This window comes from Arthrobacter subterraneus (genome assembly GCF_900099735.1).
GTDB lineage: Bacteria > Actinomycetota > Actinomycetes > Actinomycetales > Micrococcaceae > Arthrobacter_D > Arthrobacter_D subterraneus.
Genome location: NZ_FNDT01000012.1, coordinates 85423 through 106696, shown reverse-complemented (window position 1 = coordinate 106696; position 21274 = coordinate 85423). Strand labels below are relative to the sequence as shown.

At 66.2% G+C, this 21274-nt stretch carries 22 protein-coding genes; 12 read left to right on the top strand and 10 right to left on the bottom strand.

Annotation, left to right across the window (positions count from 1 at the left end):
• Nucleotides 1–71 precede the first annotated feature (71 nt).
• The 4 genes from BLS52_RS13045 to BLS52_RS13030 form a co-directional block, all read right to left on the bottom strand.
• Nucleotides 72–1460, bottom strand: a complete 1389-nt coding sequence (locus BLS52_RS13045; protein ID WP_090587273.1) for a DUF222 domain-containing protein — start codon at nucleotides 1458–1460, stop codon at nucleotides 72–74.
• 279 nt (nucleotides 1461–1739) lie between these two features.
• Complete coding sequence (locus tag BLS52_RS13040; protein ID WP_026545603.1) at nucleotides 1740–2081, bottom strand: YciI family protein; 342 nt, start codon at nucleotides 2079–2081, stop codon at nucleotides 1740–1742.
• A 60-nt stretch (nucleotides 2082–2141) separates the two neighbouring features.
• Nucleotides 2142–2690, bottom strand: coding sequence for a GNAT family N-acetyltransferase (locus tag BLS52_RS13035; protein WP_090587272.1), 549 nt, complete (start codon nucleotides 2688–2690; stop codon nucleotides 2142–2144).
• Nucleotides 2691–2694: 4 nt separating this feature from the next.
• Complete coding sequence (locus tag BLS52_RS13030) at nucleotides 2695–4218, bottom strand: MDR family MFS transporter (RefSeq protein WP_425425041.1); 1524 nt, start codon at nucleotides 4216–4218, stop codon at nucleotides 2695–2697.
• A gap of 382 nt (nucleotides 4219–4600) precedes the next feature.
• Here BLS52_RS13030 and BLS52_RS13020 point away from each other — a divergent pair, with 382 nt between their 5' ends.
• Nucleotides 4601–5461, top strand: a complete 861-nt coding sequence (locus BLS52_RS13020; RefSeq protein ID WP_090587271.1) for a hypothetical protein — start codon at nucleotides 4601–4603, stop codon at nucleotides 5459–5461.
• 306 nt (nucleotides 5462–5767) lie between these two features.
• Complete coding sequence (locus BLS52_RS13015) at nucleotides 5768–6337, top strand: hypothetical protein (RefSeq protein WP_090587269.1); 570 nt, start codon at nucleotides 5768–5770, stop codon at nucleotides 6335–6337.
• A gap of 18 nt (nucleotides 6338–6355) precedes the next feature.
• On the opposite strand, the gene BLS52_RS13010 is transcribed toward BLS52_RS13015, so the two are convergent.
• Both BLS52_RS13010 and BLS52_RS13005 read right to left on the bottom strand, forming a co-directional pair.
• Nucleotides 6356–7441, bottom strand: coding sequence for a S1C family serine protease (locus BLS52_RS13010; RefSeq protein WP_090587268.1), 1086 nt, complete (start codon nucleotides 7439–7441; stop codon nucleotides 6356–6358).
• Between the two features lie 100 nt (nucleotides 7442–7541).
• Nucleotides 7542–8048, bottom strand: coding sequence for a metallophosphoesterase family protein (locus BLS52_RS13005; protein WP_090587266.1), 507 nt, complete (start codon nucleotides 8046–8048; stop codon nucleotides 7542–7544).
• Nucleotides 8049–8092: 44 nt separating this feature from the next.
• Between BLS52_RS13005 and BLS52_RS13000 the strand changes: the two genes are divergently transcribed.
• The 9 genes from BLS52_RS13000 to BLS52_RS12960 all read left to right on the top strand — a co-directional run bounded on the left by BLS52_RS13000 (nucleotide 8093) and on the right by BLS52_RS12960 (nucleotide 16378).
• On the top strand, nucleotides 8093–8935 hold the full coding sequence (locus BLS52_RS13000) for an NAD-dependent epimerase/dehydratase family protein (RefSeq protein WP_090587264.1): 843 nt from the start codon (nucleotides 8093–8095) through the stop codon (nucleotides 8933–8935).
• A gap of 160 nt (nucleotides 8936–9095) precedes the next feature.
• Nucleotides 9096–9896 (top strand): mechanosensitive ion channel family protein, encoded by an 801-nt coding sequence (locus BLS52_RS12995; RefSeq protein ID WP_084033785.1) that lies wholly within the window; start codon nucleotides 9096–9098, stop codon nucleotides 9894–9896.
• 42 nt (nucleotides 9897–9938) lie between these two features.
• Complete coding sequence (locus BLS52_RS12990) at nucleotides 9939–10133, top strand: hypothetical protein (protein WP_026545596.1); 195 nt, start codon at nucleotides 9939–9941, stop codon at nucleotides 10131–10133.
• A 137-nt stretch (nucleotides 10134–10270) separates the two neighbouring features.
• Entirely contained in the window at nucleotides 10271–10936 is a 666-nt protein-coding gene (locus tag BLS52_RS12985) for an aspartate/glutamate racemase family protein (RefSeq protein WP_035779152.1), read from the top strand.
• Nucleotides 10937–11021: 85 nt separating this feature from the next.
• The gene (locus BLS52_RS12980; RefSeq protein WP_090587262.1) at nucleotides 11022–12317 is read left to right on the top strand and encodes a serine/threonine-protein kinase; all 1296 of its coding nucleotides are present in this window, start codon (nucleotides 11022–11024) and stop codon (nucleotides 12315–12317) included.
• A complete protein-coding gene (locus BLS52_RS12975) occupies nucleotides 12314–12844 on the top strand; it encodes a hypothetical protein (RefSeq protein ID WP_090587261.1) in 531 nt (176 codons plus the stop codon). The genes BLS52_RS12980 and BLS52_RS12975 overlap by 4 nt, the downstream gene beginning before the upstream one ends.
• 65 nt (nucleotides 12845–12909) lie before the next feature.
• Nucleotides 12910–13554: an MBL fold metallo-hydrolase gene (locus BLS52_RS12970; protein WP_090587259.1), complete on the top strand. Its 645-nt coding sequence runs from the start codon at nucleotides 12910–12912 to the stop codon at nucleotides 13552–13554.
• A gap of 103 nt (nucleotides 13555–13657) precedes the next feature.
• The gene (locus BLS52_RS12965; RefSeq protein ID WP_090587258.1) at nucleotides 13658–15097 is read left to right on the top strand and encodes an APC family permease; all 1440 of its coding nucleotides are present in this window, start codon (nucleotides 13658–13660) and stop codon (nucleotides 15095–15097) included.
• Nucleotides 15098–15121: 24 nt separating this feature from the next.
• Entirely contained in the window at nucleotides 15122–16378 is a 1257-nt protein-coding gene (locus tag BLS52_RS12960; RefSeq protein ID WP_245702861.1) for a phospholipase D-like domain-containing protein, read from the top strand.
• Between the two features lie 91 nt (nucleotides 16379–16469).
• Here BLS52_RS12960 and BLS52_RS12955 read toward each other — a convergent pair whose 3' ends face one another.
• A complete protein-coding gene (locus tag BLS52_RS12955; RefSeq protein ID WP_090587256.1) occupies nucleotides 16470–17165 on the bottom strand; it encodes a GntR family transcriptional regulator in 696 nt (231 codons plus the stop codon).
• Nucleotides 17149–18960 carry a gamma-glutamyltransferase family protein gene (locus BLS52_RS12950; RefSeq protein WP_090587255.1) on the bottom strand — a complete coding sequence of 604 codons (1812 nt, stop codon included), beginning with the start codon at nucleotides 18958–18960 and terminating at the stop codon, nucleotides 17149–17151. Before BLS52_RS12950 ends, BLS52_RS12955 begins: the two co-directional genes overlap by 17 nt.
• Nucleotides 18961–19094: 134 nt before the next feature.
• Between BLS52_RS12950 and BLS52_RS12945 the strand changes: the two genes are divergently transcribed.
• Nucleotides 19095–19814 (top strand): YoaK family protein, encoded by a 720-nt coding sequence (locus tag BLS52_RS12945; RefSeq protein WP_090587253.1) that lies wholly within the window; start codon nucleotides 19095–19097, stop codon nucleotides 19812–19814.
• Here the strand turns inward: BLS52_RS12945 and BLS52_RS12940 are convergent.
• Together BLS52_RS12940 and BLS52_RS12935 are read right to left on the bottom strand one after the other, a co-directional pair.
• A complete protein-coding gene (locus BLS52_RS12940; RefSeq protein WP_090587252.1) occupies nucleotides 19811–20548 on the bottom strand; it encodes a GAF and ANTAR domain-containing protein in 738 nt (245 codons plus the stop codon). The genes BLS52_RS12945 and BLS52_RS12940 overlap by 4 nt on opposite strands.
• 19 nt (nucleotides 20549–20567) lie before the next feature.
• The gene (locus BLS52_RS12935) at nucleotides 20568–21164 is read right to left on the bottom strand and encodes a DnaJ family domain-containing protein (protein ID WP_090587250.1); all 597 of its coding nucleotides are present in this window, start codon (nucleotides 21162–21164) and stop codon (nucleotides 20568–20570) included.
• Nucleotides 21165–21274: the final 110 nt, after the last annotated feature.

Below are 21274 nucleotides of genomic sequence, written 5' to 3'. Positions count from 1 at the left end.
TTCTCGCCCAAAAGGGCCGTCCTCTCAGATGGTGAAACCAGCGGCCACACCATCACATCAGGCCGGACCCCTTACACACTCAATGAAACACCCTCTTCCGGGTGGACCAGGATCCGGGTGAAACTCGGCGCATGCGCGGAAAGGCTCCGCGCGGTCTCCGGGTCAATCGGACCGTACCCGTCCAGCAACCCGTTCTCACACCCGGTTAGGTCCGGGACAACTGCGCCGGCGACGCCAGCGGCAGCACCAACATTCACGTCGGCGGGGACGCCAGCCCCGGGGTCAAGGCCAGTGCCGCCGCTACGTTCCGCGCTGTTTCCGCCGGAGCCCTTGATGCTCCGGGCACCTGCCCCGGTGCCGTGTTCCGTGTCTGTCGGGTGGTTTTGCCAGTCGCTTCGCTTATGTCCCAGGAGGGTCATGACGGGGACGGTGACGAACACGCTCGCCCCGATGCCGCGGAACCCGGTGCCTTTCTTCACGTCCCCGGCACAGGTGTGGGTCAGCACATCAGCGAACACATCCGCGCGGAGTTGAGACAGCGTCCTGGCCTCAGTGGGTCCTTGGAGGGAGCGGGCGGCGGCGTCGACCCGGTTGAAAATCCCGTGCGCCTGCTCCGCGGGCAGGTACGCGCCCAGCCACGCCATCCCGTCCTGCTCCGGCTGAACACTCACGCAACGGTCCTGCACCGCCCGCACCCTCCGGGCGGTGATGGTCTCGGGGTGTAGCTCTTCGCGGACCCGCCGGCACCGGCGTGCCAGTTTCGGGCGGGTCAACCCGCCAGCGGCGTCCAGGACCGCCTCCTCAAAACCGGGTAGGGCTTCGACCGGGAGGGACCCGGATTCCTCCACCAGGACCTGCGCCTGCACCGGACTGACCCGGCCCTCCTCCAACGCCTTCCACGTCCCCGGCAACTCCCGCGTCAGACGCACCGCATCGCCGAGCATCCGCTGGGCCGTCCGCCCCGGCACCCGCAACAACGGGGCAATCTCCTGCGCCGCCAACATGAACCCCAACCCCGCACCTCCATCCCGGCCCGCGCCTGGGTCTGCTCTCCCGGTCAGTAGGACATGTTCCTGGTCCTGGACCCGGTCCAGGACCTGCGCCAGCAACACCGCCTGCCGGGCAGCGACCCACGACGCCAACCGGTCCGCGGCCCGCAACAAATCCAGGGTGTCACCCAACGTCTGGCACCTCCGCGCCCGGGCCGGGGATCCTTCCTCCAGTCGGTAGAGCAGCGTCGACGGGACCGCCTCTTCCACCCGCGCCCGGGCATGCTCATCAATCCCGTACTCGTTGAGCCCCTCCTCCGCCCAATCAAGGCCAACCTCACCCTCCGGCCACTCCCCGCACGCCTCCGCATACGCCCGCTCAAGCTCCGCCGCATAGACGCCCCCGGCATACGCCCCGCCACACACCGGCTGACGGGCACTCCCAACCCTCTCCGCGGTCCCCTTCTCCATACAAACCACTCAACCACCCGCCACTGACATTTTCGGATCCGACCAAAGGGATCCTCGAGTGCCGACGCCCGAGTCTCCGCCAGCGCTCAGATCAGCTCGACTCGGCCCAACCCAGAAGGAGCTCCGAACGTCGGCAACCAGAGTGATCTATCAGACCAGCTCAACCCGGCCGGACCTTCGGATCAGACGCCGGAGGTAATGCGCGAGCGCCCCAAGCCCAGCGCCCCGCTCAGCTCAGCTCAGCTCAGCTCAGCTCAGCTCAGCTCAGCTCAGCTCAGCTCAGCTCTCGGGATCGTACTGGAACGCACGCACCTCCTGGGCGCATCGGCAGGCGGCAGCGAATCTAGCCGCCCACTCGAGGGCCGCCTCGTACGAGGGCAGTTCCAGCACGGAATAACCGCCCTCCATCTGACGTGTCTGCGGGTACGTGCCCTCTATGACGGTCCCAGCGCCGTCGACCATAACCGGCGGAATGCTCTCATTGATGCCTCCGCCGAACACCCACACACCGGCGTCCTTGGCCTCCCGCACCACCGCGCGCGCCGCGTCGGAAAGGGCCTGCAGTCCTTCCTCGGGGACCACCATGGCCGCGCTCGGAAATGAGATCAGATACTTGGTCATGACGCAGACTCCTTTGTCCAGGAAATTTTGTCCGGGAAATGGCTGAATGCTACACCGTGATCAGGGCCGCGGGTCGGTTTTCAGCATTCCCATCACCACGGCGTCAATCCACTCGCCGTTCCAGTGCAGTGCGTCCCGCAGCCGCCCCTCAACCCGGAACCCAACCTTCTGGTACACCCGCTGCGCGCGAGGGTTGAACGCGTACACCTCCAGGCCGATGCGGTGCACTCCGATGACGTCGAAGGCATGCCCGACAACAGCCCGGGTTGCCTCCGTACCGTAGCCCTGCCCGAACCGGGCGTCCGCATTCAGCGCGATCCGGAAACCGATGGACGAGTTGTCCTCGTCGTAGTCGTTCAGCACCACTTCGCCGATGTGGCTGCCGTCCGAAGCGAGGACAATTGCCCAGTCCGCACGCCCGTCGGTGGCTGCCAGCCCGGCGAGCCACTCCTCCGCCTGGCGCCGGGTGAAGTTCGCGTGGGTGCCGGTAAGGCGCCGTGACTCCGGGTTCTGCAGCCCAGCCCAGGTCTCCTCCAGATGCTGCGGACCCAGCGGTTCCAGCCGCAGCCGTGGTGTGGTGAGGACCGGCGGCGGGGTGAAGAAGGACATGACCCTAGTGTGCCAGCGGAGCGGCTGCTGCGTTGTCGCCGTCGTGCACTGATGACGACGGCGGAAGGCCGGGCGCCGCCGGCTTCCGGACAAAGAGGGCGGCCACCACCGCAAACAGGAAGATTACCGCTCCACACAGGAACGCCATCCGGATTCCGCCCGCCAGTGCAGGCACCTCGGCGCTGCCCGCCTCCACCAGCGCACCGGTCTGCAGCGTCATGACGGAGACAAAAAGCGCAATTCCCGCCGCACCCGCCAACTGCTGGATGGTGCCGACCACCGCACTGGCATGGGAATAGAGGTGCGGCCCCACCGAGCCGAGGGCGGAGGTGAAGAGCGGGGTGAACATTCCGGCAAGTCCGATGCTCAAGACCACGTGGGCGGCAAGAACCAGCGGAACGGGTGTTGAAACGTCCACGAGCGTGAGTCCCCAGAACGCGGAGGCGACGAGGAGAGAACCCGGAACCACCAGGACACGGGGGCCGTGACGGTCAAACACGCGCCCCACCACCGGACCGAGCAGACCCATGGCGAGCCCGCCGGGCAGCAGCATCAGACCGGCAGCGGCAGGCTCGAGGCCCAGAACGTCCTGCAGGTAGATGGGCAGCAGAATGATCGTTCCGAACAGGGCCATCATGCTGATGGCGAGCACAAGAATGGACACGGTGAAGGTACGCGAAAGGAACGTCCGCAAATCGAGCAGCGCCCGGTCCCGGCGCTGCAGCACCAGTTGCCGCACAATGAAGCAGGCCAGGCCCACGAGGCCCACGAGGAGCGGCAGCCAGCTCGGCACCCCGGATCCGCCGGAACCCTCCCCGAACTGGCTCAGCCCGTAGACAATGCCGCCGAAGGCAAACGCCGAGAGGATGACCGAGAGCACGTCGATCGGAGTGCGGCGCGGCGTGGTGACGTTCTGGATCCGGATGCCGCCAAGAACCAGCGAACCGACCGCGATGGGGAGCACCAGCCAGAACATCCAGCGCCAGTCGAGCACGCTGAGGATGACGCCCGAGATGGTGGGGCCGATCGCGGGAGCGACGGAGATGACGATCGAGATGTTGCCCATGGTCTTGCCTCGCGAGGACGGCGGCACCAGGGTCATCACGGTGGTCATCAGCAGCGGCATCATGATCGCTGTTCCGCCCGCCTGGATCACCCTGCCGACGAGCAGCATTCCGAATCCGGGTGCCATGGCCGACACCAGGGTGCCCAGGCTGAAGAGGGTCATCGCGGCAAGGAAGACCGGCCGCGTGTTGAAGCGCTGGATGAGAAAGCCCGTGATCGGGATAACCACGGCCATGGTGAGCATGAACGCCGTCGTCAGCCATTGGCCGGCGGAAGCAGTGATCTGGAGGTCGTCCATGAGGCGCGGGAGCGCGACCCCCATGATGGTCTCGTTGAGGATGACCACAAAGGCGGAGACCAGGAGCAGGGAAATGACCAGCCGGTCGCGGGCCGGAATACCGGCCTCCGGGACCGGTGTTGCGCCGTCGTCGGCCTGCGTGCGTTTGTCCGTGTGCTGCGGCACAAAATCCCCCTGAAGAAACTGAAAAGGCGCGCAGGAGTGTGCGCAGCCAGAAGTAACAAGCACAGCCGGGCGCCGCTTATTCCCCACCCGCAGCGTCCGGCGTACTGTTGCTCCTGAGCGCACCCGCCGATGGAGAGAAGGTAACCGGAATGTCCATCCCACCGCCTCATGAACCGCACCCCGACCCGTCGCAGCCGCGGCCTCCCGGTGAACCCGCGCCCGAACCGCAGCCCTCCCCCTCGCCGTACCCGATTCCCGATCCTGGACCGGACACCCCCAACGTTCCGCCGGAGCCCGGGCCCGGCCCCTCGCCCGATCGGCCGATTCCCGAACCGGGTCCTTCCGTCCCGCCCCTGCAGTAAGGGTTGCGGATCCACCTACAGTGACTGACCTCGCCGACATCGCGTCCGAGCTGTATGCACAGACTCTGGACGCCTTCACTGCTGCCCGTAATGAGCGCGCCAAAAATCTGGATGATAAAGCGCTGGCCAGGGATGTGCGTGCACTGCGCAAACCGTCTGCGTCCGCCTGGGTGCTCAATATGATGACCGTGCACCGGGGTGACCAGCTGCGGGAGGCGCTCACACTCGGTGCCGCGATGCGCGAGGCCCAGGAGCAGCTGGACCGGGGCGAGCTGAAGAAACTGGGCACCCAGCGCCAGCACCTCATCTCGGCGCTCGTCAAGGACGGCGCGGCCCTCGCCGGGGAGCTGGGCCATCCGCCCAGCCCCGCTACCGCGCTGGAAGTGGAGCAGACACTGAAAGCGGCAATGGCCGACGCCGGTGCTGCCGCCGCCGTCTCCACCGGACGCCTGGTCCGGGCACTGGAGGCGAGCGGCTGGGAAGCTGTGGATCTGTCGGGCGCCGTGGGCGGCCCCTTCGATTCCGGCGGACCGGCCGCCGGATCGGCGGCGGATGGGCACAGCGACGCCGAGCCGGAAGCGGACCCGGCAGCCGAGGCACGGGCAGATCTGGAGGACGCTGAGGACCGCTCCGAGGAAGCAGCGGCGGCGCTGAAGCGTGCCCGGGAGCGGGTGGAGCAGCTCGACCGGGACCGTGAGTCACTCGCCCAACAGGTGAAGGACCTGCGGAAGCGGATCCGGGCGCTGGAGCAGGACATCGACGTCATCGACGACGACGCCGATGATGCAGCACGCGAGCGCACGGAAGCAGAGCGCACGGCGAAGGAAGCAGCCCGCGAGGTTGACCGGGCACGCAAGGCGGTCGAGAAGCTGACCCGCTGAAGTGCGTGGCCCCTGCCTTCGCGGCCACATAACGCGGAAATAACAATCCGCGCCGCCGCGGCGGGACGGTGGATCTTCCTGAACCTGTTCCGATCCCCGTCACCGCGCCGATGGCCCCGCTTCCAGCAGCAGGAGACGGGAAGTCCCGCCAGCGCCTGGCCGGTCACAAACCTATTACGCCGCGTTGTGGCCGCTGATAAGCCCCCTTAGTGTCGAAGTGGCGCCGGCGGTCAAGGCCGCCGGGCGCCGCCACTGAACCAACCGCACCGCGGGGCTGCTCAGCCCCATCACCGGGGAATGGGAGACATGGCAGACACCAGAAGAGACAGGCGCAGGAACGTCGACAACCCCGAACGCACCGGATCAAGGCGTCCCGCAGCATGGCTGATTATCGCCGCGGCTGCCGTGTCGGTGGTTTCACTGGCACTCGGCTGGCTGCAGCTTCAGTCGGTGCAGCAGGCCGTCGGTATCCAGCTCCCCGACACCATGATCGGCGGGTACGACGCCGGTTATGTGGAGTCCGTCCGCCGCCTCCTGGACGCACCGCTGGTGGAGCGCTACCAGAGTGTGCATTATTTCTGGGATCTGGTGTTTCTGGTGGCCTTTGCAGCGCTCATCATCCTGCTGGTCCGGAGATTCGGCGGGCAGACCCCTCTCCGCTGGCCGTTCTACGCCGTTGCCGTGCTCTATGCGGCAGTCGATATCGCCGAGAACCTGGCACTTGAGGCCGCGTTTGCGTCCCCTGACATCTCCTCCTCGGAAGTGGACTTCGCAAGCTTTTTGACGACGGCGAAGTTTGTCCTCTTCGCCGCCGCCATCCTGGCCTTCGCGCTGTCCTTCATGCTGAACCGGACCACTGAGCCGGGACGCGACTGAGGCCTGAGAGCTCAAGGCTCAGCCGTTCCGCACCGGCCGCTCGCCGAGGACAATATCGACTTCCGAGTTCTCGCCCTCGCGGATCAGCTCCGCGGTGACCGTCTCCCCGGGATTGAACGCGCGCAGCGCCGCCAGCAGCTGCTCCGCGCTGGCCAGCGGTTCACCGTCCAGGGACACCAGGATGTCTCCGGCCCGGATCCCGGCCTCGTCAGCGGGACCGCCGTTTTCCACCGCGAGAACCACAACACCCTGTTCCGCGCTGACACCCAGTTGCTGGGCAATCTGCGGCGTCACGGTCCGGGGCGCCAGTCCAAGGAAAGCGTGCTCGGCGGATCCGTCCTCAAGCAGTTCCTCGACAACCTCAACGGCCGTGCCTGCCGGAATCGCGAAACCTAGCGATACCGCGCCCGCCTGCGGCGGAATGTAGGCCTCGCTGATCCCGACCACCTGGCCCCGGCTGTTAACCAGTGCGCCTCCGGAATTGCCGGGGCTGATTGCCGCGTCGGTCTGTACAAGGTCCACGAGCGATGCACTGTTGGTTGCTGACCCGGGAATCTCCCGGTGCAGACCGGAAATGATCCCCGCCGTGGCTGTGTTCTCGAAGCCCAGCGGACTGCCGATCACCACAGCAAGCTCCCCCACCTCCGGCAATTCCGTCTGGAACTCGGCCGGCGGAAGTCCGGTCCGGTCCGCCTGCACCAGCGCGAGGTCCGTGACCACATCGGAGGCCACCACCGTGCCGGCAACACGCTGGCCGTCGGCGAAGGCAACCTGGACTTCCTCCGCACCGCGGACAACATGCTCGTTGGTGATGATCAGTCCGTCCTCGCTGTAAATTACGCCGCTGCCCAATCCTCCTCGCTCAAGGAAGATGGTCACCACGGAGGGCTGGACGTCGTCGATAATCTGCGGGATATCCACTGCGTCGGGCGGTCCGCCGGCATTGCCGTCATTCCCACCGGGCGCCGCTGTGGCAGATGAAACCGCGGTGCCGTTCTCCTGTTCCGGTTCCTCTGGAGCGGTACACCCCGTCAATGCCAGCACAACAGCAACGACGACGGCGGCCAGCCCCCTCGCCCGCATAGGCCTCGTAGCGCAACTCATGACGGCAACTCCTTCGTAGTCGGCAATTCTCTCTCCCTTATTCCTACCAACCGGCGGACCGGATCAGAAGGGCAGTTCCCTGCATCACCGGTTTCCGACCTCACCGGAGGGTGACTTCATGCAGCCTCACGGCGGTGAGGGCGCCGTCGTCGGTCTCTGCAGTGAGGTAGGTGCAGGCGGGCTGTCGGCGGCGGTCCGTCGGGGATCCGGGATTGAGCAGCCGCATTCCCCCCGGCGTTGTGGTGTCCCACGGGATGTGGCTGTGCCCGAAGACCAGCACCTCCGCGTCATCGAACGCAGCGTCCATCCGCTTTTCCCGGCCTGCCGCTGCCCCGGTCTCGTGGATCACGACGAACCGCACCCCGTCGATCTCGGCACGGGCGGTTTCCGGCAGCCGTTCGCGGAGGTCCGGGCCGTCGTTGTTGCCGTACACGCCGATGAGGCGCTGCGTGCGGCGTTCCAGTTCATCGAGGAGCTCAACGGTTACCCAGTCGCCGGCGTGGACGACGACATCCACTGCCTCTGCCGCCTCCCACACCGCCGGCGGCAGGCGCCTGGCGCGTCGGGGCAGGTGGGTGTCGGCGATGATCAGCAATCGGGTGGGCATGCGCTCCAGTCTGGCACGCAGAGTACATGTGGGAAGCTCAAAGCATGACCGTTTTGATTGCAGGCTGCGGAGATCTCGGCACCCAGGCCGGACTTGGTTTTGCGGAGTCCGGACACCGGGTGGTGGGCTGGCGGCGGTCGCCCGGGAAGCTGCCGGCGCAGATCGAGGGAGTCCCGGTGGACCTCACCGGCGATCTCCCACCCATCCCATCCGACACCGACGTCGTGGTCATTGCGCTCACAGCCGACGGCCGGACCGAAGCCGCCTACCGCGCCACCTACCAGGACGGCACCGCCAACCTGCTGGATGCGTTGGCCCGGGACGGCGTAGTGCCGCGGCGGATCATCTTCATCTCCTCCACCGCAGTGCACGGGAACGACGACGGCGGATGGGTCAGCGAGGACAGCCCGCCCGCGCCTTCCACCGCCACCGGCGCGGTCCTGGCGGACACTGAGAAGATGCTGGCCGAGCGTGCGCCGCAGTCCGTGCTGCTGCGGCTCTCCGGCATCTATGGGCCGGGCCGAACGCGGCTGATCGACCAGGTCCGCAGCGGAAAAGTAAGCCGCGGGGCACCGCACTGGACCAACCGCATCCACCGGGATGACGCAGCCGCGGCGATTGTGCACCTCGCGGGGCTCGACGCTCCTGCTCCCGCCTACCTCGGGACCGATGCCGAACCCGCGCTGCTGTCCGACGTGCAGGAATTCCTCGCCGCCGAAATGGGGGTGCAGCTGCAGGCCGGAGCGGCACCGGATCCCGCGCTCCCGGCCACGGGCAAGCGCTGCAGCAATGCGCTCCTCGGCAGCACAGGCTTCAGGTTCGCGTACCCGACCTACCGGGAAGGCTACCGGGCGGTCCTGCAGGGATCCGGCGTCCGGCACCCCTGAATTCACCCGCCGCCACGGAAAATTTAATACCAAGCAACCTTTCTATTTCCCTGAAGTGTGCCTACTGTGGGAGACGTGCACCCCGCCGGGCAGACGTTACGGCGGATTGGCGGCCTCGCGATGCCATCCAGGTTCGCGAAGCTTCACAGAGGGAGATTCCATGGAAGAAACACTGAGAAGCGGTCTCGCGTCGGTGATCGAGTTCGTACCGAAGCTGTTGTTGTTCCTCGTCATCCTGATCGTCGGGCTCATCATTGCCAAAGCGATCGCCAAAGCGCTGGAGAAGCTGCTTGAGCGCGTAGGTTTTGACCGGGTCGTAGAGCGCGGCGGCGTCAAGAAGGCACTCGCGAAGTCGTCACTGGATGCCAGCGACATCATCGCCAAAATCGTGTATTACGCGCTGGTGCTGTTTGTGCTCCAGTTCGCGTTCGGGGTCTTTGGGCCGAACCCGGTGAGCGACCTGCTCGAAGGAATCATCGCGTTCCTGCCGAAGATCATTGTGGCCATCATCATCGTCATCATCGCGGCCGCCATCGCTGCAGCGGTGAAGAACCTTATCCAGGGCACGCTCGGTGGCCTCTCCTACGGGAAGATCCTTGCCAATATCGCAAGCGTCTTCATTCTGGGCATCGGGATCATCGCGGCACTCAACCAGGTTGAGATCGCCACCACGGTTACCACGCCCATCCTCATCGCCGTACTGACCGCAATTGTCGGCGTGATTGTCGTGGGTGTCGGCGGCGGGCTCATCAAGCCGATGTCCCAGCGTTGGGAGCACTACCTGAACAAGGCTGAAGCAGAAGCACCCCGCGTCAAGGCCGAGGCGCAGTCCTCACCCCGGCCGACGGAGCAGCTGAAGAGCGCTGCCCAGGATGCAAAGGCACGCACCCAGACGGCGGACACCTCCGGCAGCCATGCGGCGACCCGGCCGGAGGATCCCAACGCTCCCCGTTTCCGCTGATTCATACCGGTTCACTGACCCGCGAAAGAAAGGAAACTCAGCATGAATATCGACAAGCAGCAGATCATTGACCTCCTGAGAAACCAGGGAGACCAGGACAAGGCCCAGCAGGCAGAGCAGGAACTGCCTGACCAGGTCGACACCGAACGCGACTCGGGCCTGCTGGAGAAGCTCGGCATCAATCCGCAGGATCTCCTCGGCAAGCTCGGTGGCGGGCTGGGCGGCCTGCTCGGCTGAACCACGGCAGCGGAAAGGGAGGGTGCGTTTGAACGCGCCCTCCCTTTTTCTTGTGATGCTAACGACCGGGAAACACCGTGGAAACCGTGCCCGGCGAGAGTTGCTGTGTAGGCGGACCGCCCATCCCGGAAGGCACCATGGCACACATCGGACTGATCAGGGTTCTCAGCACCACAGACAGGCGTCTGCTCAATGCGCACGGGCGGGTTGTGCGCGATGCGACCGGCCACCGCGTCACCTCCCGGGCGGTCGCCGACCAACCGCACGGCATCCATGACGACGCAAGCCACGACGCCGCCGCACCCAAGGTGCGTTCGGTTGCCGATTCCCTTTCCCGCGAGGTTGACGGCATCCTGATCAGCTGTTCCTCCGATCCCGCGCTCGATGAGCTCCGGGAGACTCTGTCAGTGCCCGTGGTCGGAGCCGGCTCTGCAGGGGCTGCCGCTGCGCTCTCGCTCGGCACTCGGGTTGGCGTTCTGACACTCAATTCAGCCACACCCGGCGCGGTGAGCCGCGTCCTCGGACGCCATCTGCTCGCCGCTGAGTCGCCGCATGGCGTCCTCACAACCAGCGACCTGCTCACGCCCTCCGGAGTGTTCGAGACCTATCGTGCTGCCGAACGCCTCCTGAATGCCGACGTCGACGTGATCCTTCAGGCCTGCACAGGGCTCACCAGCATGGGCGTGGCCGCCGAACTTCGCCGCCGGTCCAGCGTGCCCGTGGTGGATGCAGTCCTGGCCGCTGGAACTGCACTCGCCACAGAAATCTCCGCACGCCGTCAGCTGGAGATGAGAGTGTCGTGAGAACCTGGGTTCTAGTCTTGAGCCCGGCTGAACTGTGCGCTTTCATGAAAGGACGACGACGGCGGACAATGAGGAGGTGCCTGACATGCAGCTTCCCCCTCCGCCCGGCAGGATGCCCGCCCCGGCCTCCGCACCTTCCAGCACCGCGTGGCGCAGCAGTGACCCCGCCGGGGACGTGTTGGACGGGCGCTACACCGTGGGTGACCTTCTCGGCAGCGGCGGCATGGCGGAGGTCCGCCGGGGCCACGACCAACTGCTCGACCGGGACGTCGCCATCAAGCTTTTCCGCGGCCGGCCAGAAGACCGCCCCACAGAACGCGAACGCGCCGAGGCTCGCCTCCTGGCAAGCCTTGACCATCCGGGCCTGGTCAAGGTGCACGACGTCGGTCACTCTGCCAGTTCGGGCTGGGTGGTCATGGACCTGGTTGACGGGCCCGATCTCCACCGACTGCTGCGCAGCGGTCCGCTGGGCCCGGAACAGACCTGGGCCATCGGTCACGACGTGTCGCGCGCCCTGGCCTATGTCCATGCGAAGGGCATCACCCACCGTGATGTGAAGCCTTCCAACATCCTCAGCCGCGAGGCCGAGCCGTCATCCGGCCGCTTCGGCTACGTCCTGACCGACTTCGGGATCGCCCGGCAGATGGACAGCGACCGGCTCACGGCCACCGGTGAAACCATCGGCACGGCCGCCTACTTCAGCCCCGAGCAGGCTCGCGGTGAAGCGGTCGGTGCCGCCACGGACCTCTATGCCCTCGGCCTGGTTCTGCTGGAATGCCTGACGGGCGAACCCGCTTTCGAGGGCCGCGGACTCGAAACCGCGCTCGCACGCCTGCACCGCGCTCCCGCAATCCCCGCCTCGGTCAATCCTGCCTGGCGCGACCTCATCTCACGCATGACCGCAGGCACCGCTGGTGAACGCCCTTCCGCCGCCGAGGTGGCCGGCATCCTGGCAGCGCAGCGCAACGCTTTCCTCGAGGAGCCGCTTCCGGCCGGTGATCCAGGGCCCGAGACCAGGGTCCTGCCGGGGGCCGCCCAGGATCCCCAGTCGACCCGAAGGGCCTTCGTCCTGGGGCTGAACGAGCAGCCAACCCGGCAGCCGGAGCCGGCCAGCCGGCCGGGCAGCCACCCGGACAGCCGTGCGGGCAGAACTGCGGAACGGAAGCCGGCACGGCCGGGCAGGCCCACACAACGGAAGTCTCCCCCGCGTAGCCGGCGCTGGCTGGCGGCGGGCGCCGTCGTCGTCGTACTGGTTCTGGTGCTGCTGGGTGTGATGCTGTCAGGACTCTTTGCTCCCACCCCGGCGCCGGAACCGCTGCCATCCGTACCCGGGGTTCCGGGCGAACGGTTGACCGAACTCTACGAAAGCGTGCAGCCATGAGACCGAACCGGCTGGTTCTCGCCCTCGCGCTGATGTTGCCGGCGCTGAGCGCCTGCGGTGGCGCCCAGGCCCTGGACCCGGCCACGTCCGAGTCGCTCCAGCGGCAGGTCCGGGAGCTCGCAACATTGACGCAGGAAGGGAACCTCGACGGTGCGCTGAGCCAGGCCGACGCCCTCAGGGCCGAGGTCCAGGCAGCCGAGGATTCCGGTGCCGTGACTCAGGGCCGCGCCCTGCGTATCCAGGACAACATCGACGCCTTTGTCGCCTCGATCCAGACCGAAACGCCGGCGCCGGCGCCTGCACCTGCGCCTGCGCCGGTGCCTCCGGCCGAACCGGCACCGGTGCCGACTTTCACCGCGCCCGCCAAGGGCGGTAAGGAAGACAGCAGGGATCCCGGGGAAACCCAAAGCGACCGGGAACGGAAGGCTGCGGAGGAAGCGGCGGAAGCGGCGGAAGAAGCCCGGAAGCAGGCGGAAAAAGAAGAAAAGGAACGGCAGAAGCAGCAAGAGGACCGCGAGGACGACTAGCCGTATCGCGCTCCGCCGGCGCACCATTACGCTGAGGCCTACCAGAAGCGAGAAAGAGGCACGGCATGCGCACCATCACGGGTAATTGCTATCAGCTCCAGCGCTCCAGGGGAGCCAACGGATACCTGCTGCGCACTCCCGGGCACACCGCCGTCGTCGATCCCGGGATGGCCGGCGGCTGCGACGCCCTGCAGGGCGAACTGCGCGACGCCGCTCCGATCGTGGGACAGGTGACGGATATTCTGCTCACCCATTACGACGCCGACCACGCCCAGAGTGCGCTCCGCCTCCAGCGCGAACTGGGGGCCACCGTGTGGCTCGGTGCGGCGGACGCGGCGATCCTGCGCCGCGAGGTGCCGCCTCCCACGCGTTTACGCCGGGCACTGTTCCGGGCAGCCCCGGTCGAGCTGCCCGATTCCGTCACCGAGCTCGACGGCGAGCGCGAGCTCTTCGAGGGACTCAGGACCTTCCCCCTCCCCGGACATACCCCGGGGCACATGGCCTTCCAGCTCGGCGACGTGCTGTTCTCGGGCGATGCCGTCCGCGCTGAGCGGGACGGGACAATCAAACGCTTCTACAGCGCGCTCAACAGCGACAACCCGCTCGCCGCCCGCAGCACCGAGGACCTCCGGCGGCGGATTGCCGCCGGCGGTGTCGCCTGGATCTGCCCAGGCCACAATCCGCCGGCACGGGTGGCATCGCCGTCGTAATTACTGCTGCCAGTCCCTGTCCGCGGCGGCACCACGGTACTAAGCTCATCTCACGCTTGTTGATTGAGCCGGTACCGCCGGCCGCGCGAGAGGGGCAACACTCATGGCAGAACAGCGGACGACGGCGGGGGCAGAGGATGCATCCCTGCTGAAGGTCCTGGGCAACTGGGATGCGCTCGCACTGGGGTTCGGCGCGATGATCGGTTTCGGCTGGGTGGTGTTGACCGGCGGCTGGATCGGCTCTGCCGGCACCATGGGCGCAACCCTGGCCATGGTGGCCGGCGGCGTCATCATGGGTGTGGTTGGCCTGACCTACGCCGAACTGACCGCAGCCATGCCCAAGGCCGGCGGAGAGCACAACTTCATCCTGCGCGGCATGGGGCCACGCTGGTCCTTCATCGGTTCCTGGGCGATCACGGGCGGGTACGTCACGATCGTCGCGTTTGAGGCGGTGGCACTGCCGCGGACGGCGCTGTACCTGTTCCCCGGGCTGAACCAGATCCCGCTGTGGGAGGTGGCCGGCAGCCAGGTGTTCCTGACCTGGGCACTCGTCGGTGCGCTGGCCGCCGTCGTCATCACGTTCATCAACATCCGCGGGGTCAAGCTGGCCGGTGTCGCGCAGACCTTCGTGGTGCTCTTCCTCCTCCTCATCGGGTTGATCCTTATTTTCGGGTCATTCACGGGCGGCTCGGCCCGCAATATGGAGCCGCTGTTCACGGGCGGGTCCGCCGGGTTCTTCGCGGTCCTGGTGGTGGTTCCGTTCCTCTTCGTAGGGTTCGACGTGATCCCGCAGTCAGCCGAGGAAGTGAAAATCCCTGCCCGCCAGATCGGCAAGCTCGTGGTGGTCGCCGTGCTCATGGCGACCGTCTGGTACGTGATGACCATCCTGACGACGTCGTCGGCCATGCCCGCGAACGAGATTGTGGAGGCCGATATCGCCACCGCCGATGCGATGGGTGCGCTCTTCGGCAGCGACCTGATGGCCAAGGTACTGATCGCCGGAGGTATCGCGGGCATCCTCACCTCGTGGAATTCGCTGCTGCTGGGGGCCTCGCGGCTGATGTACTCGATGGCGCGCTCCGGCATGCTGCCCGCCTGGTTCGGCAAGCTGCACCCCACCTACCGCACGCCGGCCAATGCCCTGATGTTCATCGGTGGGCTGTCCTTCCTCGCTCCGTTCTTCGGCGAGTCCATGCTGGTGTGGCTGGTTGACTCCGGCGCGCCGAGCATTGTGATCGCGTACATCCTGGTTTCGGTGGTGTTTGTGATCCTGCGGCGGCGTGAGCCCTCGATGGACCGGCCGCTCCGCGTCGGGGGCGCCGGCAACGGTGGATTGATCATCGGCATTGCAGCAGCCGTTCTCTGCGTAGCCCTGTTGAGCCTCTATCTGCCCGGCATGCCCGCGGCGCTCACTCCCCCACCGTGGATTCTCTTCGGTCTCTGGTGGGTACTCGGCATGTTCTTCCTGTTCAGGATCCCGGGCGGGATCGCGCCCGGTGAAGACGCGGAGCACCGGTTGCTGGCGGCCCTCAGGAAGCGTTAGGTCCATACCCACTACGCTCTTTCTATGCGCACTCTTCGCCGTCTTCATCTGTTTGCCCTGACCCGTTCGTTGCTGGCGCGGGCGGCCATGGCATTCGCAGCGGTGCAGGCAATGGTGATCACCGCCATCGTTCTCATTGATGCGGTCCAGCGGAAGCTGCGCAGCAAGCGTCCCGGTTTTCCGCATCCGGGCATTTTCGACGCCGAGGTGGCCGGCTCGGAGGTCACAGTCTTCACCTACGGTCATGACCTGTATGAGGACATGCTGGCATCCATCCGGGCTGCCCGGCACACCATCATGCTGGAGACATACATCTGGAAGGGCGACGCGATCGGTCGTCAGTTCAAGGATGCGCTCAACGACGCCGCGGCCCGCGGTGTGAAGGTCTACGTCATCTATGACGGGTTCGCGAACCTGGTGGTCCCGCCGACCTTCTACCGGTTCCACCCGAACGTGGAGGTGTTCCGGTTCCCAGTGGTGCGCCCCTCGATCCTTTTCACGAACATCCGGGGAACGGGTTTCGACCACCGCAAGGTGATGGTGGTGGACGATTCCATCGGCTATGTCGGCGGCTACAACATCGGCTCCCTCTACGCCTCCAAATGGCGCGATACCCATCTGAAGCTCGAGGGCAAATCCGTCTGGGAGCTGCGCCAGGCGTTCGTGGCGTTCTGGAATGCTGCGCCCACTCAGCGTCACCGTCCCCTTGAGGAGACCAGCGCCGATTTCTGGGAACCGCGGTTGCGGGCCGTGAATAACATTCCGGCGAACCTCGTCTTCCCGATCCGCGGGGTGTACCTGGACGCCATCAACCGTGCACACAGCCACATCTACATCACCACCGCATACTTCATTCCGGACCAGCAGATTCTTGACGCCCTGCTGCGGGCCAGCAAGCGCGGCGTGGACGTCCGGGTCATCCTGCCCGAGGACTCCAATCATGTGGTTTCCGACTGGCTGTCCCGCGGGTTCTACTCAGCGCTGCTGCGCGACGGCGTGAAGATCCTGCTGTACCAGAACGCCATGATCCACGCGAAGACGGCAACGGTCGACGGGGAATGGTCCACCGTGGGAACGGCGAACATCGACAGGCTGAGCCTGACCGGGAACTACGAGATCAACATCGAAATGTTTGATCGGAACCTGGCCTCAACCATGGAACGCATCTTCGAAATTGACAGCAGCAACTGCCGTGAACTGCCGATCGAGGAATGGGAGGGCCGCCACCTGGTGGCCCGAGCCAGTGAAGCGATCCTGGCGCCGCTCCGTCCGTTCCTCTAACCCCCGCACCCTTGGAAGTTTTTGTCGCCTATCTGCTGTTATGGAGGCGTTTTAACAGCAGAACGGCGACAAGAACTTCACCAGGGGTGGGTCAGGACTGCTCCGTTGAGAAGCGGTCGAGGTAGCCTTCCTTCGACTGGTGCACGTGGTTGGCCATCAGCTTCTCCGCATCGGCGAAGTTGCCGGCGTCGATTGCTGCGATGATGCTCCGGTGCTCGCCCCAGGACTCCTTGCCGCGATTGTCGACGTCGGTCGCGTACAGCCACTCGATCTTGCCGGCGATCTGGCGCAGCAGTGCCGTCAGCGACGAGCTCCCGCTGAGCTCGGCAATACCGAGGTGAAACCGGATGTTGAGCTCCGGCAGCAGGTCCAGGCGGTTCTGGGCCACTGCGGCGTCGCCCTCGTCGAGGATGCCGGCCAGCAGCTTCCGTGCGTTCCACCACTCCGAGCTCGGGGCGCCTGAATCGAACTGAGCGGCCGCGCGGCGGGCGGCGCGGCGGGCTGTCGCCGATTCCAGCGCCTCACGGACAAAGAAGAGATCCTCGGCGTCATCGACCGGGATTTTGGACACCGTGGACCCGGCGTAGGGCTTCGACTCAACGAAGCCCTCCGCCTCCAGTGCACGCAGCGCCTCCCGGACCGGAACACGGGAGATCCCGTACTTGGTTGCGAGCGCAGTCTCGGTTACCCGGGTGCCCGGAGGCAGCGAGCCGAAAATGATGTCCCTGCGGATTTCGTCCTGGACGCGCTGTTTCGGCGCGGCCTCCTCATCACCTGCCGGCTGCATAGCCCTGTGCCCCCCGTGGATTGGCTGCGGCCGTCAGCACGCCGGTTTCCGGGTCGCTGCCCACCGAGGAGAGCCGGCCGAGCGCCCAGTCCCCCGCACGTGTGACCTGATGTCCGCGCAGTTCAAGGTCCGTGATGACGTCCTCGCCCAGCCGGTCCTCGACCACAGCGCCGCCGGGCTCCCAGGTACGTGGGAAGAACGAGCCCGGAATCGACGTCGTGTGCAGGGACGGTGCGTCAATTGCCTGCTGCGGAGCGTATCCGCCGACGATGGTGCGCAGGATATACAGCAGCTGCCACTGGTCCTGCTGGTCGCCGCCGGGCGATCCGAGCGCCACCACCGGCTTCCCGTCCTTGAGGATGAGGGTGGGCGTCAGCGTGGTGCGTGGCCGTTTACCCGGTTCCAACGACGACGGCGCACCCTCCTCCAGCCAGGTCATCTGCAGGCGGGAGCCGAGGCAGAACCCCAGTTCCGGGACGGTCGGGGATGACTGCAGCCAGCCTCCGGACGGCGTCGCGGACACCATGTTGCCCCATTGGTCCACAACGTCGATGTGGCAGGTGTCACCGCGGGTCTCGCCGCTGCGGGAGACGGTGGGTTCGCCGACTCCGGCGAAGACGGCCTCCCCGGCGAGTGCCGGCGGCGTGTACTCGGTGCGCAAGGGCGGCATGAACGGCGTGTGTCCCGGGACGTTGCCCGGCCGGAACTCGGCCGAGGCCTGGTCGGTGATCAGCGCCCGGCGCTCCGCGGCGTACTCCTCGGACAACAGGTAATCCATCGGCACCGCAGCGTCACCGTAGTAGGCCTCGCGGTCGGCGATGGCAAGCTTCTGCGCTTCAAGGATGGTGTGCGCACCGAGGGCGGTGGACGGATCCAGGCGGTCGTCGTCGAACCCGTCCAGGATGGCGAGGGTCTGCAGCAGGGCGGGTCCCTGCCCCCAGGGCCCGGTCTTCGCAATGGTGTAGCCGCGGAACTCGAGGGTGGTGGCCTCCTCGTAACCGGCCTGGAAACCGGCGAAGTCCTCCAGCGTCATGACACCGGCATGATCCTGTCCGGACGAATGACGGTGCGGGGTCTTGATGAATTCGACGGCGGCCTGGGCCACAAAGCCCTCGCGCCACTCACGCCGGGCGGCGTCGATCCGGTCCTCCCTCGACGGTGCGTCCGAGGCAGCCTCGACCAGCCGGTCGAGAACCAACGCGTACGCCTCGTTCTTCAGGATCTCGCCCTCTGCGGGAATCCTGCCCTCCGGCATCCACAGGGCCGCCGAGGTAGGCCAGTGCTCAGCGAAAAGGTCCTTCACGGCGTTGATGGTTGCGCCCACCCGGCCCACGATCGGGTGCCCGTTGCGGGCGTACCCGATGGCGAACGCCAGGACATCACCCAGTTCCCAGGTGCCGTGGTCGCGGAGCAGCAGGAGCCAGGCGTCGACGGCGGCCGGAACGGCAGCGGCGAGGGCACCGGCGCCGGGGACCAGTTCAAGGCCCTCAGCGAGGTAGTGCTCACGGGTGGCGGCGGCCGGCGCGGGTCCCTGACCCATCAGCACGACTGGCCGGGACGGGTCTTCGGCGGTCGCGAAGACACCGGTCATGTCGCCGCCGGGTCCGTTGAGGTGCGGTTCCACAACATGGAGCACAAATGCTCCGGCGACCGCGGCATCGAACGCGTTTCCGCCGCGTTCCAGGACCGCCTGGGCTGACGCCGTTGCCAGCCAGTGGGTCGAGGCACTCATGCCGAAGCTGCCCTGGAGGGTGGGACGCGTGGTGAAGGAGTCGGGTGTGGTGAAGGAGGTCATCTTTGGTCCGTTCTCGTCGATGCTCGTAGCTTTGTATACAAAATAGCGTAATAACGAGATTTCGTATACATTCGTTCGAAGATCATCTCTCAGTCTTTCTTCTTGAAGCTTCTCATCCTTATAAGGGGACCCGCATGGCAGCCACCCGGCCCACAACCGACCGACTCCATCTGACCCTGATGCTGATCCTCACCTTCTCTACCGGAGTGATCGATGCAGTGGGATACCTGGGGCTGGACAGGGTCTTCACCGGAAACATGACCGGCAACGTGGTGCTCCTGGGAATGGCTGTAGCGGGCGGGGACGATCTCCCCGTACTGCGTCCCGCGCTCGCGCTGCTCTTCTTCATGGTCGGAGCCGTCCTCGCCGGCCGGCTGCTGCGCAAGGCGCCCGCCGGGTGGTCCGGGCGCACCTCGGTGGCGTTCGGCTCGGTGGCCGTGGGCACCACGGCGATTGCCGTCGTCGTCGGCTTCATGGACGTGAACGCGGACGAGATCCTGGGCAGCGTCATCACCTCAGCCCTCGCCACGGTGATGGGAATCCAGGCCGCCGCCGCCAAGCGGCTGAAGGTCGCGGAGATCACCACCGTCGTCGTCACCTCGACCATCACCGGACTGGCATCCGACTCGCGGCTGGCCGGCGGCAAGGGTGCCTTCTGGGCGCGCAGGGCGCTTGCAATCCTGCTGATTGGCCTCGGCGCGGTGGCAGGCGGGTTCGCCCTGCTGATCGACCTCTGGGTCGGAGTCGCCATTTCCGCCCTGCTCTCCGCGGTGGTCGCGATCGCCGGGCACGTGCGGTACCGCCAGGACCGGGCGGCGCTCCGGGATGCGGAACTGTCCGAGATTGCGGTCTAGGCGTCGAAATGCGTGGTGGCGCTTGACTGGTTGACCTGTTCAACTACCGCGGCGGCGACGGCATGGAGCTTGACGTTCCGTGCGCTGGAGGCGGCCTTCAGGATATTCACGGCCTCTTCCTGGCTGCAGCGGTTCTGGCCCATGATGATGCCCACGGCAATATCGATGGTGGTGCGGTTCTCCATCGCTGCCGTCAGGTGCTGCCGGGATTCCATCAGTGAGCTGACCCGGACTGCGATCTGGAGCGAGCGGGATGCCCGGCGGGCAAACTGCTCGGCAGCATCGATGGCTTCGGCGCTGAACGCGTTGGGTTCCTTGCAGTAGAGGTCCAGGCCGGCGTCGGCTTCACCTTCCAGGAGAATCGGGACACCGATCGCGGACCGCAGGCCATGGCTTTCCACTGCCCGGGCGTACTCACCGAAACGTGACTCGGTATGGAAATCCTCCACCACAACCGTGTAATGTTCCCGGGCCGCCCGCAGACAGGGTCCGTCGTTGAAGGCGTACTGCACCTCATCCATGTTCTTGGCCTCCCGGCTGCTGCTCGCAACCGTCGCCGTGCGTTTGGGCCGCAGGAGCGTGACTGCCGAATAGATTTCCTGGCCGGTGAGCCCGGTCAGCTCACGTGCGGCGATCTTGACCATGCCATCGAGGAACTCCTCGATCTGTGCGCTTTCCAGGACAAGATCCTGCAGTTCCCTGCGCACAAGGCTTTCCTCAATGTCTTCAGTCATGACGGCACACTAGCACCGGTCACCCCAACCCACGACGACGACGACGGCGCCACCACGGCGGGCGGCTCGCCTGCTGCGGGGCTACTTCCGCCGCCTGAGCCGCGCGGACGGCCCGGCGTTCGCGCCAGCGTGCTATTTCCTGTTCAATGTCACGGGTTTTTGTGACGACGGGCGGTCCGCCCAGGAGCTGCCGCCGCGCGTCGATGACCTGCCGGTTGAAGTCCTCGAGGATCTCGCGGACTCTCGATTCCTGAAATTGTCTGTCGAGCATGCCGTCCAGCTCGGTGTCTTCCTTTCTCAGCCGGAATGGCGCCGGAGCCAGCCCGGAGAGCTGTTCCCGTTCAATCAGGCCCTTGACCCACCAATCCGGATCGAGTGAGGTGCCGAGTCCCGGGATGGGTTTGCCCGCATACTTGAGGTTGTCGAAGTCACCCCGGGCGGTTGCCTGCCGGATCTCGAAGTCCGCTTTGGCAGCGAAATCGGTGATCCGGACCTGGTCCTCGTCGCCGGCGTCGACCTGCTCCCTGGCCTCGGAGGCACTGTTTCCCGAGCGGCGGGCCGCACGGTACTCGGAGATGCGTTCAAGCCGCCTTGCGCGCTCGCTCTGATGGTTCATGGGTACCTGCTTCCCTTTCTCTCCCCAAGTATTCCGAGGGTTCGAGGGACTGGGCAAGCGGCACTTTCAGCGTCAAAGAGCGGCGGGGTTGTGATCCGCCGCACTTTGTA